This is a genomic window from Mesopusillimonas faecipullorum, assembly GCF_020539505.1.
In the GTDB taxonomy this organism is placed as follows: Bacteria; Pseudomonadota; Gammaproteobacteria; order Burkholderiales; family Burkholderiaceae_B; genus Mesopusillimonas; species Mesopusillimonas faecipullorum.
In genome coordinates, this window is record NZ_JACDXW010000005.1 from 133440 (window position 1) to 145758 (window position 12319).

Consider the following 12319-nt stretch of genomic DNA (forward strand, 5'->3'; position numbering starts at 1 on the left):
ATATATTGAGCCTCGGCGTGGACGGCTCTAGCACCTGTCCGACTTGCATGGTAGGCCGCTAGGCTCGTATTATCCGCGCTATTGCTGCCAATCCCGGCCACTGGAATACCATGAGTAAAACCCTGATTATTGCCGAGAAGCCCTCGGTTGCCCTCGATATTTCCCGCGCCTTGGGTGGATTCACCCGAGAAGGGGATTACTTCGAAAGCGACCAGTACGTGCTGTCGTCCAGCATCGGCCATCTTCTGACACTGGTAGCGCCCAACGATCCGGTACGCGGCAAATGGAGCTTCACCCACTTGCCGGTGATTCCTCCCCAGTTTGAACTCGGCCCCACAGACAAAAAGTCTGCCGAACGCCTGAAGCTGCTCGTGCGTCTGCTTAAACGCAAAGACGTAGATGCCGTCATCAACGCCTGTGACGCGGGCCGTGAAGGCGAACTCATCTTCCGCTACATTGTTCAATACGCCGGGGTCAAAAAGCCCATCAAGCGTCTTTGGCTGCAGTCCATGACGCAAACCGCCATACGCGAAGCCTTCGAACGCCTGCGCGACGATTCCGACCTGAAGCCCCTGGAATCGGCCGCTCGCTCGCGTGCCGAAGCCGACTGGCTGGTGGGTATCAATGGCACCCGTGCCATGACCGCCTTCAACAGCAAAGACGGCGGCTTCTTCAAAACCCCCGTGGGTCGCGTGCAAACGCCCACTTTGGCCATCGTCAACGAACGAGAAGAGCGCATACGGCGTTTCGTTTCACGCGACTACTGGGAAGTGCACGCCACGTTTATCGCCGCTGGCGGCCTTTATACCGGGCGCTGGTTCGACCCCAATTTCAAGAAAGACGAACTCGACCCCGAACAGCGCGATTCCCGTCTTTGGTCTCAGCTTGCCGCACAGACCATCGTCACTGCTTGCGAAGGCCAGCCTGGCATCGTCTCCGAAGAGTCCAAGCCTTCCACCCAGCTATCGCCAGCGCTGTTCGACCTGACCTCTTTGCAGCGCGAGGCCAACTCCAGGTTCGGATTTTCGGCCAAGACCACGCTCGCGTTGGCACAAACGCTTTACGAGCGGCACAAGGCGCTGACCTATCCTCGTACCGATTCGCGTTATCTGCCCGAAGATTATTTAGGCACCGTGCGCGGCACCGTGCAAGCCTTGGCCGACACCGATACGCCGGCCAATGCCAGCACACGCCCCTTTGCCGAGCAGCTTGGCAAAAGCGATTGGATACGCCCCAACAAACGCATCTTCGATAACAAGAAGGTGTCCGATCACTTTGCCATCATCCCCACCCTGCAGGTGCCTCGCGAGCTCAGCGACGCAGAAGGAAAAATTTACGAGCTGGTCGTACGGCGCTTCCTGGCGGTGTTTTTCCCCGCAGCAGAGTTCCGCATCACCACCCGTATCACCGAAGTGTCGGGGCATCGCTTTAAAACCGAAGGCAAGGTGCTGGTCAAGCCGGGCTGGCTGGCCATTTACGGTCGCGAAAGCCAAGGCAACGACGACAACCTCGCCGCCGTTGCCGAAGGCGAAAAAGTTCGCACCGAAGATGTAGAACTGCGGGCGCTGACCACCAAACCCCCTGCACGCTTTACCGAAGCCACGCTGCTGTCAGCCATGGAAGGCGCCGGCAAACTGGTAGACGACGAAGCGCTGCGCGAAGCCATGTCGGAACGCGGTTTGGGTACGCCTGCTACGCGAGCCGCCATCATCGAAGGCCTGCTCAACGAAAGTTATCTGCGCCGTGAAGGCCGCGAACTGATTCCTACCGCCAAAGCCCGTCAGTTGATGACGCTGCTTGCGGGCTTAGGGGTCAACGAACTGACCTCGCCCGAACTGACCGGGGGCTGGGAACACCAACTCAAGCAAATCGAGCAAGGCCAGCTGAACCGCGACGCTTTCATGCGCGATATTGCACAGATGACGCAGGTGATTGTTAAACGCGCCAAAGAGTACGAGCGCGACACCGTGCCGGGTGATTACGTCACCTTGCAAGCCCCCTGCCCTAAATGCGCGGGTGTCGTCAAAGAAAACTACCGCCGCTATGCCTGCACCCAATGCGATTTCTCCATAGGCAAACATCCGGGTGGCCGCACCTTCGAGGTGCCCGAAGTTGAAACCCTGCTGCGCGAACGCACCTTGGGGCCGCTTACCGGCTTTATCAGCAAGATGGGGCGCCCGTTCTCGGCCCTGCTGCGCATCACCGACGAGTTCAAGCTGGAGTTCGACTTCGGCCAGAACGACGAAGACGACAACGAGCCCGTAGACTTTTCTGCGCTCAGCCCGCTGGGTAGCTGCCCCAAATGTGGCGGGCGCGTGTTCGAACATGGCATGAACTATGTTTGCGAAAAATCCGTCGGCCCTGAAAAAAGCTGCGATTTCCGCTCGGGCAAAGTCATCCTGCAACAAGAGATCTCTCAGGCCCAATTTGCCAAACTGCTTAACGAAGGCAAAACCGATTTGCTGGACGGCTTCGTTTCCAGCCGCACCAATCGCAAGTTCAAGGCCTTCCTGGCCAAGCAGGCTGACGGCAAAATAGGCTTCGAGTTCGAGCCTCGTCCGGCGGGTAAAACCGCTTCGGCAAAAAAAGCAGCCTCTAAGACAGCAGCCCCTGCCAAGAAAACTGCTGCCAAAAAAGCCGCTAGCAAAAAGACCGCAGCCAAGAAGGCACCGGCTAAAAAAGCCGCTGCAAAGAAAGCCGCCAGCAAAACTGCCCGCAAGACCACCCCGCCGGTCGACGACGACGCCCCCTTCTAAGCAAGCGAATCAATGGCTAAAACACCAGCGCCCTGGCACGAAGTCCGCCGCTCCGCCCTGCATGGCAACGGCGTCTTCGCTTTGCGCGACATCCCAGCAGGCACACGCATTCTGCCTTATACGGGGGCACGCATCAGCCCCGAAGAAGCCGACGCTCGCCACCCCACCAACCCAGAAGACCCGTTTCACACCTTCTTCTTTGCGCTGTCTTGCGGCAAGGTGATAGACGGCGGCAAAAAAGGCAACGATGCTCGCTGGATCAACCACAGCTGCGAGCCCAACTGCGAAACCGAAGAAAGCCACGACGGCACCCGCGTCACCATCGTGGCCCTGCGCGACATCCCAGCCGGTGAAGAACTGTTCTACGACTACGGCCTGGTCATAGACGATGTGATTACCGAGCAGATGAAGCGGGATTACCGCTGCTTGTGCGGCTCGGCCTCCTGCCGTGGCACCATGTTGGCGTTAACCGAAGAAGCGCAAGTTGGCTCTGATACTGAGACCGACAAAACGGCCGAGCTGGAAGCCCAACTCAAGCGCTTGCGCAAAAAACACAGCAAACTGAAGAAACGGGTAGGGAAGCTGGAAAAGAAAACCAGCCAACTGCTACAGTGGCTGGCTGGGCCCGACGAGCGGGACTAAGGCTGGCCTTGCCACACCCGCGCGGGGGCCTAATCAGGCCCCCTTTAAAAACCCACTACTGAAACGGCGTTTCCAGAAAGCTGCGCAGCTTGCGCGAGTGCAGCCTGGCGGGTGGCATGTCGCGCAGTTTTTCAAGGGCGCGTATGCCTATGTGCAGATGTTGCCCCACCTGAGTGCGGTAAAACGCACTGGCCATGCCCGGCAGTTTGAGCTCGCCATGCAGGGGTTTGTCGGAAACACATAACAAGGTGCCATAAGGCACGCGAAAGCGAAAACCGTTGGCGGCGATGGTGGCGGACTCCATGTCCAGGGCAATAGCACGCGATTGCGACAGCTGCTGCACAGGCTCGTCGTGCTCACGCAGTTCCCAGTTGCGGTTGTCGGTGCTGGCTACCGTGCCGGTACGCATAATGCGCTTGAGCTCCCAGCCGGACAAGCCTGAGACCTCGGCCACGGCCTGTTCGAGCGCGACTTGGATTTCCGCCAAAGGCGGCACCGGCACCCACAGAGGAAGATCATCGTCGAGAATATGATCTTGACGCACGTAGCCGTGAGCCAGCACATAGTCGCCCAGCCGCTGCGTGGTGCGCAAACCGGCGCAATGGCCCAACATTAGCCAGGCAGAAGGTCGCAGCACCGCCACGTGGTCGGTAATGGTTTTGGCATTAGAGGGGCCTACACCGATATTGATCAAGGTAATGCCGGTATGGGCGTCGCGCATCAAGTGATACGAAGGCATCTGCGGCACACGTGCGGGCGGCTCGCCCTCGCGTACCAAACGGCCATCGACCCAACGCGTCACCACGTTACCGGGTTCAACGAGGGCGGTATAGCCTGCTTGGGTGTCGGCCAGCTTGGCCCGCGCCCATTCGCAGAATTCGTCTATATAAAACTGATAGTTGGTGAACAAGACAAAATTCTGAAAGTGACGCGGCGCCGTCGCGGTGTAGTGCTGCAAGCGATGTAATGAGTAATCGACGCGGGGTGCGGTAAAGGGCGCAAGCGGCAGCGGCGCACCATTGCTGCGCCAGGTGCCGTTGACGATGGCATCGTCGGTAATGCCCAAGTCGGGCGTATCGAAGTGGTCGCGCAAAGCGTCGCTCAGGGCGTCTGAACATATCGCGCCTACGTGTTCACCCTCGGCAAACGCAAAATGCAAGGGCAGGGGCACCGTAGATTCACCCACCTCGACAGGCACACCGTGGTTCTCAAGCAGCAGGCCGATTTGTTCTCGCAGATAGTCGGCATACAGCCCAGGCTGAGTGATGGTGGTGGCATACACCCCCGGCTCGACCACGTGGCCATACGATAAACGGCTATCCACCTCTTGGTAGGTACTGACGGCCAGACGCAATGCCGGGTAATAAGCGCGCACACGCACACCCCGCACGCCGCGCCCTTGTGCGTACTCGGTGTACCGCTCACGCAAAAAAGCGGTATTACGCGCATAGATTTCGGACAGCCTGGCGACGGCTTGGTCAGCATCGCGGAAACTGCTGAAGGGCATGGGTTCCGGTGAGATCAGCCGGCTGTCTTCCGCTCTAGGGTTCTTCATACTATTCAAGACTATTCTTACCCAAATAAAATATCAATTACATAAGTTTTAGTTAAAAGTGATGTGACTGCCAGAAGCTTGAGCTAGCACTGACGACAGTACATACTAAATACCTTCTCATTATGCGCAGACCCAGACTTTAAGCGTGCAACATTGCCGCCTCGTGACTCGCCACTGCAATACTCAGGAATCCTCATGACGCAAAGAATCCGCCACCATCGCCTGCAAGTCGCTTCGATTCTGAACGACTTCATCGAAAAAGAGGCTCTGCCGGGCACCGGCATAGCCGCCGACACCTTCTGGGCTGGCTTCGATGCCATCGTACATGAGCTGACACCCCGCAACCGCGCCCTGTTGGCCGAGCGCGACAGGCTACAACACGAGATCGACGCCTGGCATCGCGCGCACCCCGGCCCTATTCAAGACAAAGCCGCGTATCGTGGTTTTCTTGAACAAATCGCTTATTTGCGCCCCGACCCCGAAGCCGTCACCATCAAGCCCCAGAACCTGGACGACGAATTTACCCGTCAGGCAGGCCCGCAACTGGTCGTGCCCATTACCAATGCCCGCTACGCCCTGAATGCCGCCAACGCGCGCTGGGGCAGTCTGTACGATGCCTTATATGGCACCGACGCCATCCCCGAAACCGATGACGCCGCCATTACCAGCACATACAACCCCATCCGGGGTGCCAAAGTGGTGGCCTATGCCCGCCGTGTGCTCGACAGCACCCTGCCCTTGCAGCAAGGCTCGCATGCCGACGCCCAGCGCTACCGCGTTGCAGACGGTGCGCTGCAGGTAGACCTGAAAGACGGCACCCGCACCACACTTGCCGATCCTTCCTTGCTACTGGGCTACCGTGGGCAGCCCGACAAGCCCGAGGCCCTTATTTTCCGTCACAACGGCCTGCACCTGGAATTACAGTTCGACGAAACCCACCCCATAGGCAGCCAAGACCCCGCCCATATCAAAGACGTGCTGCTTGAGGCCGCGCTGACCACCATCATGGACTGCGAAGACTCCGTCGCCACCGTAGACGCCGAAGATAAAACGCTGGCTTATCGCAACTGGCTGGGCCTGATGCAGGGTTCGCTTGTTGAAGAAGTGAGCAAGAACGGCAAGACTTTCACACGCAAGCTGAATGAAGACCGCCCCTACACCGATCTGCAAGGCAAGGCCTGCACTTTGCCTGCGCGCTCCCTGATGCTGGTGCGTAATGTCGGGCACCTGATGACCAACCCGGCCATTCTTGATGAAGAAGGCAACGAAGTCTTCGAAGGCATCATGGACGCCGTTGTCACTTCGCTGGCCGCACTGCATGACTTAAAGCGCAAAGGCAATTCGCGTAAAGGTTCCGTTTACATCGTCAAACCCAAGATGCACGGCCCCGACGAAGTCGCCTTTGCCGCCGAGCTATTTGGCCGTGTCGAACAGCTGCTGGGCATGGCACCCAACACGCTGAAAATGGGCATCATGGACGAAGAACGCCGTACCAGCGTCAATCTGCGCGCCTGCATTGCCCAAGCGGTAGACCGCGTAGCGTTCATCAACACCGGCTTCCTCGACCGCACCGGCGACGAAATGCATACCTCCATGTTGGCCGGGCCCATGATACGCAAGGGCGATATGAAGCGCAGCGCCTGGATAGACGCCTACGAGCGCAATAACGTGCAAACCGGCCTGGCATGCGGCCTGCGTGGCAAAGCCCAGATCGGCAAGGGCATGTGGGCCATGCCCGATCTGATGGCGGCCATGCTTGAACAAAAAATCGGCCACTTGAAAGCCGGCGGCAATACGGCATGGGTGCCTTCACCCACCGCAGCCACCCTGCATGCCCTGCACTATCATCAGGCCGATGTGCAAGCCATACAAAAAGAAATGGAAGGCAAACACGAGGCTCTGCTCGATACCATTCTGGAAGTGCCTGTCGCCGACAAGCCCAATTGGTCAGCACAAGACATCCAGCAAGAGCTGGACAACAACGCCCAAGGGATTCTGGGTTATGTGGTGCGCTGGATAGATCAGGGCGTGGGCTGCTCCAAGGTGCCTGACATCCATGACATCGGCCTTATGGAAGACCGGGCCACCTTGCGTATCTCCAGCCAACATATGGCCAACTGGCTGCACCACGGCATTGCAACGCGCGAACAGATTGAAGAAACCCTCAAGCGCATGGCCAAGGTGGTTGATGCCCAGAACGCCGGCGACCCGCATTACCGGCCCATGGCCCCCAACTTCGAAAAATCCCTGGCCTTTAAAGCCGCCAGCGATCTGATCTTCAAGGGCATGGAGCAACCCAACGGCTATACCGAGCCTTTGCTGCATTACTGGCGCCAACAGGTCAAGGCGCAACAAGCATGAACGCAGTCAGCCCGCAAGCACGCCGCCCGGCGCAGTAAACTACTACTGCGCCGGGCGGCGCTTTTTTACGGCTCAATCCTTCTCATGACCCCAGCTACCCTCAGACACCTGCAAGCCAGTCAATATCCACGCATGCCTTGGCGCAACGGCGCCGGTGTCACCACCGAGGTCGCCATCAATGCCGGTGGGGGTCTGCAGGGATTTGACTGGCGTGTCTCTATCGCCGATGTCGGCCAGGACGGGCCGTTTTCGGCATTTCCCGGTATGCAGCGCATCATTGCCGTGCTTGAGGGCGCAGGCATGGAGTTGACCGTGGACGGGCGCAAACACGCCCTACAGGGCCCAGGACAGCCGTATGCGTTTTCGGGTGACAGCCAGGTAGAAAGCCGCCTTTTGAACGGCCCTATCCGCGACTTCAATCTGATTTATGCGCCGCAGCGCTACCAGGCACGCTTGCAATGGCTGCAGGGCTCAGCGCGCTATGACTTTCATAGCAGCGCCCCGCTGGTGCTGGTTTTCAATGCAGGGCAAGCCCTGCAAGTGACGGTAAACAAGCAAACCAGCGAGTTGGCCGAACATGACAGCTTGCAAGTCGAGGCGGCGGACCTGACCCCCTACGGCCTGCAAGCCCACGCAGGCGTAAACGCCTGCGTGATCGAGTTGCAGGCTATCGCTTAGTCGGCCTGAGCAATCAGCTCGTCCAGCCACGACAACATCAGCTCGATTTCGTCGGCACTGACATTCAGCGCGGGCATGAAGCGCAGCAGGTTAGGCCGCGGTGCATTCAGCAACAAGCCTTCAGGGGCGCGATTGATGGCTGCCTTGACCAAGGCGGGGCCGATGTCGCGACCCAGTTTCAGGGCACGCAACATGCCCAGGCCGCGTTCGCCCTCCATGCCGTGCTTGTCGGACAAGCGGATCAGGCCCTTGGAAAGCTGTTCGGCACGAGCATTGACGGAATCGAGAAAACCCGGCGCGGCGATGGTATCGAATACCGCCAGCCCCGCAGCCGCCATCAAGGGGTTGCCGTTATACGTACCACCTTGGTCGCCATGCTTGAACACACTGACCTCTTCGCGGGCGCACAGCGCCGCCAAAGGCACACCGCCGCCTATGCCCTTGGCCAGGGTCATGATGTCGGGTTCCACGCCAAAGTGCTGGTAGGCGAACATGGCGCCGGTGCGGCCTACGCCGGTTTGCACTTCGTCGACGATGAGCAGCATATTGTTGGCGTGCGTCAGTTCACGCAGTTCGCGCATGAATTCGGCGGTAACCGGGATGACACCACTTTCGCCCTGCACAGGCTCAAGCATAATCGCCACGGTTTGGTCATCGATAAGCGCACGTACGGAATCCAGGTCGTTAAGCTTGGCCTTGGGAAAACCGTCTACCTGAGGTGCGAAGATGGTGTCCCAACCCGGCTTGCCTGAGGCCGACATAGTTGCCAAGGTGCGACCATGAAAGCTGTGTTCGAAGGTGATGATCTTGTAAGCACCGCCGCGTTTAAGCTGCCCCCACTTGCGCGCCAGCTTGATGGCGCCTTCGTTGGCTTCTGCACCACTATTGGCGAAGAATACGCGGTCAAAACAGGAAGCCTGTGTCAGGCGACGCGCGAGATCCATAGAAGGCTGGTTATAGAAAGCCGGCGAAGGATTCAACAGGGTAGAAGCTTGACGCGTAATGGCTTCAACCACCGGCTGGGGGCAATGGCCCAGGCAGTTGACCGCCCAACCCTGCATGAAATCGAGATATCGCTTGCCCTGGTGATCCTCTAGCCAAGAGCCTTGACCGCGCACGAACACGAGTTCCGGGCGGGACGTAATCTCCATCAGCGCCTGCGCGCCAGCCTGATCAAATTGCATGGTGGATTTTCCAGGGTAAGAAATGAAAAAAGCCGGCCAGGTCGAAACCCACCGGCGAGCGTGAAGCCGCCCTAATGTTCACGCCGATTTTAGCGTAGAAAGAAAGCGGGCAGCCCTGTGGCCGCCCGCTACGTTGCCGGATTCAGACACTACTTGAATATCGGCGGGCCGTCGTCGTCCCCATAAATGGAGTCCTCAAAACCACCGTCCATCTTGATCTCGACCGTGGACGGGTCCACAGAGCTGACCTCCGACTTGTAATGCATGACCAATGACGGGAAGCACAGGATGACCGCCACCATCAGCAGCTGGATGATGATGAAGGGAACGGAACCCCAGTAGATCTGCCCAGTCGTCACTTTGGGAATGAGCTTGCCGGTCACCTTGTCTATGTAATCCTCCTTGGGCGCCACGGATCTTAGATAGAACAAGGCAAAGCCAAAGGGTGGGTGCATGAAGGACGTCTGCATATTCATGGCCAACAAGACCCCGAACCAGATCAGGTCTATGCCCATTTTGTCGGCCACCGGCGCCAGCAAAGGCACGACGATGAAGGCCAGTTCGAAGAAGTCCAGGAAGAAAGCCAACACGAAGACAAAGATGCTGACGAAGATGAGAAAGCCCAGTTCGCCGCCCGGCATGTTAACCAGCAGGTGCTCAACCCACAGATCGCCGTCTACCCCGCGGAAGGTCAGGGTGAAGATGGTCGCCCCGACCAGAATGAAGATGACGAAGGAAGTAAGCCGTATGGACGTGTCCATGGCCTGACGCAGCAAGGACATGGATAAGCGCTTGCGGCTAAGGGCCATGATGATGGCGCCCACCGCCCCCATGGCACCGCCTTCGGTAGGCGTAGCCAGACCCAGGAAAATCGTACCCAGCACCAGAAAAATCAGAACTAGTGGCGGGATCATCGCAAAAGTGACGCGTTCGGCAATCTGCGACAACAACTTCAAGCCTAATAGCTTATTGGCCAGCGCCAACACAAAGGCCACCAACCCCCAAGCCAGGACACCAATCACCACGGTTTCGTCTACGGCTGCGTCTTCGAGCACCATCCACTGCACAATGCCCAAGGCAGCAGCAACGGAGATGCCCATCAACACCAGCAGCGAACGTGTGCCGTGGCTGCCATTGGGTTCTACCATGACACGAGCATGCTCGGGCATAGCCGGGGCGCGCTTGGGACTGAGCAGGGACAAAACGATGATGTAGACCAGGTAACAGCCAACCAGCAAAAAGCCCGGCAGGATGGCGCCGCGATACATATCCCCCACAGGACGACCCAGTTGGTCGGCCAACACAATCAATACTACCGAGGGTGGGATGATCTGTGACAAGGTGCCTACCGCTGCAATGGTGCCAGTAGCCAGCCGCCTGTCATAACCGTAGCGCAGCATAATAGGCAGGGAAATCAGCCCCATGGCAATAACAGATGCCGACACCACACCCGTGGTCGCGGCCAGCACCGTCCCCACTACGACGACCGCAATCGCCAAACCGCCTTTGAGCGGGCCGAACAACTGACCCACGGTTTCCAGCAGTTCTTCGGCCATGCCGGATCGTTCCAGCAAAAGCCCCATGAAGGTAAAAAATGGGATCGCCAACAACGTGTCGTTGGCGACAATGCCGAAAATGCGCTGTGGCAAAGCCTGGAATAGCGCCGGTGTAAACAGCCCCAGCTCTATGCCGATAAGTCCAAATAACAGCCCGTGAGCTGCCAGAGTAAAAGCGATCGGAAACCCCATCAACAAAAATAAGATGAGGGTGCCGAACATGATGGGCGCCATGTTGGCCGTAATGAGTTCTAGCATGGCCTTTCCTTATTTTTGTTCTGAAGCTTGGGCGTTGCGTGCGATCTCTTCAGCCAGCAACTCTTCGGGCGTTTTGCTATCGACCCGTTTCATAGCGCAGTACGCCTGGCCCGAAGGCGGCCTGCAATATGTGCCTGACTGGGTCTACACCAGTCAAGAGGTCTATGACCGCGAGATGGATCTTATCTTTCACGGCGACACCTGGAATTTCGTGGCCCTGGAAGCTGAAGTGCCGAATCCGGGCGACTATAAGCGCTCTTATGTAGGCGCTACGCCCGTCATCGTTTCGCGCGCCGAAGACAATACGCTGCACGTATTCGAGAACCGTTGCGCACACCGCGGTGCCGAGTTCTGTCGCACCCCCATGGGCAATACCAACGAGTTCGTTTGTCCCTACCACCAATGGTCATACACCCTGAAAGGGGATTTGCAAGGCATTCCGTTTCGGCGTGGCGTCAACAAAGAGGGCGGCATGCCCAAGGATTTCCGCCCGCAAGACCACGGCCTGCGCAAACTGCACGTCACGACGCTGAACGGCGTGGTGTTTGCCTCGTACTCCGATAAAGTCGAGCCCATAGAGGAATACCTGACGCCCGAAATTCTTGAAGACTTCCGCGTTATCTTCCCCGGCAAGAAACTGAAGATTCTGGGTTATTACCGCAACGAGTTGCCTTGCAACTGGAAGATGTATCACGAGAATCTGAAAGACCCCTATCACGCTACGCTGCTGCATTCCTTCCTGGTGGTGTTCGGGCTGTTGGTTGCAGGCAATAAATCGCTGATGCTGTCGGATTCCGTACTTGGCCGTCATGGCTATATGGCCTCGGCCAAGAGCGACGATCTGTATGCCGAGGTGAATGCCGACACCAAGAAAGAGATGCGCTCTTTCCATGACGGCATGCGCCTGCGCGACGAGCGTTTCCTGGAGTTCATCAAGGAGTTCGACTCACCCTGGTCGGTCACCATGCAAACCATCTGGCCCAACCTGATCGTGCAACGTGAAATGAACACGCTGGGCGTACGGCAGATTATTCCCAACGGCCCCAACAGCCAGATCATGCAATGGACGATGTTCGGCTACGAGGAAGACACCGAAGAGATGACCCGCCACCGCCTGCGTCAGGGCAACCTGATGGGCCCGTCGGGCTTTCTGGGCCTGGAAGACAACGAAGCCATGAAGTTCGTTCAGGAAGGCGTGCGCCGTTCCAGCACCGACTTGAACGTCCTGAAGCTGGACGGCGACCGTATCGGCACTTCGCCCAGCCTGATCTCCGAGGCGTCCATTCGCGCCATGTACCAGTACTACCGCAGCGTCATGGGATTCTAAGC

The 12319-nt window shown here is 58.1% G+C and carries 8 protein-coding genes; 5 read left to right on the top strand and 3 right to left on the bottom strand.

Annotated features, from left to right (window positions below):
* Window positions 1–110 precede the first annotated feature (110 nt).
* Together H0484_RS10765 and H0484_RS10770 are read left to right on the top strand one after the other, a co-directional pair.
* Window positions 111–2756: a DNA topoisomerase III gene (locus tag H0484_RS10765; RefSeq protein WP_226954641.1), complete on the top strand. Its 2646-nt coding sequence runs from the start codon at window positions 111–113 to the stop codon at window positions 2754–2756.
* Between the two features lie 12 nt (window positions 2757–2768).
* Window positions 2769–3398: an SET domain-containing protein gene (locus H0484_RS10770; RefSeq protein ID WP_226954642.1), complete on the top strand. Its 630-nt coding sequence runs from the start codon at window positions 2769–2771 to the stop codon at window positions 3396–3398.
* A gap of 55 nt (window positions 3399–3453) precedes the next feature.
* Here H0484_RS10770 and H0484_RS10775 read toward each other — a convergent pair whose 3' ends face one another.
* The gene (locus H0484_RS10775) at window positions 3454–4953 is read right to left on the bottom strand and encodes an AMP nucleosidase (RefSeq protein WP_226954819.1); all 1500 of its coding nucleotides are present in this window, start codon (window positions 4951–4953) and stop codon (window positions 3454–3456) included.
* Between the two features lie 195 nt (window positions 4954–5148).
* Between H0484_RS10775 and H0484_RS10780 the strand changes: the two genes are divergently transcribed.
* Both H0484_RS10780 and H0484_RS10785 read left to right on the top strand, forming a co-directional pair.
* Window positions 5149–7314: a malate synthase G gene (locus tag H0484_RS10780; RefSeq protein WP_226954643.1), complete on the top strand. Its 2166-nt coding sequence runs from the start codon at window positions 5149–5151 to the stop codon at window positions 7312–7314.
* Between the two features lie 84 nt (window positions 7315–7398).
* Window positions 7399–7992 (top strand): HutD/Ves family protein, encoded by a 594-nt coding sequence (locus tag H0484_RS10785; protein ID WP_226954644.1) that lies wholly within the window; start codon window positions 7399–7401, stop codon window positions 7990–7992.
* Here H0484_RS10785 and H0484_RS10790 read toward each other — a convergent pair.
* Both H0484_RS10790 and H0484_RS10795 read right to left on the bottom strand, forming a co-directional pair.
* A complete protein-coding gene (locus H0484_RS10790; RefSeq protein ID WP_226954645.1) occupies window positions 7989–9176 on the bottom strand; it encodes an acetylornithine transaminase in 1188 nt (395 codons plus the stop codon). The genes H0484_RS10785 and H0484_RS10790 overlap by 4 nt on opposite strands.
* 149 nt (window positions 9177–9325) lie before the next feature.
* Window positions 9326–10990 (bottom strand): TRAP transporter large permease, encoded by a 1665-nt coding sequence (locus H0484_RS10795; protein WP_226954646.1) that lies wholly within the window; start codon window positions 10988–10990, stop codon window positions 9326–9328.
* Between H0484_RS10795 and H0484_RS10800 the strand changes: the two genes are divergently transcribed.
* Window positions 10989–12317: an aromatic ring-hydroxylating dioxygenase subunit alpha gene (locus H0484_RS10800; protein WP_226954647.1), complete on the top strand. Its 1329-nt coding sequence runs from the start codon at window positions 10989–10991 to the stop codon at window positions 12315–12317. The genes H0484_RS10795 and H0484_RS10800 overlap by 2 nt on opposite strands.
* Window positions 12318–12319: the final 2 nt, after the last annotated feature.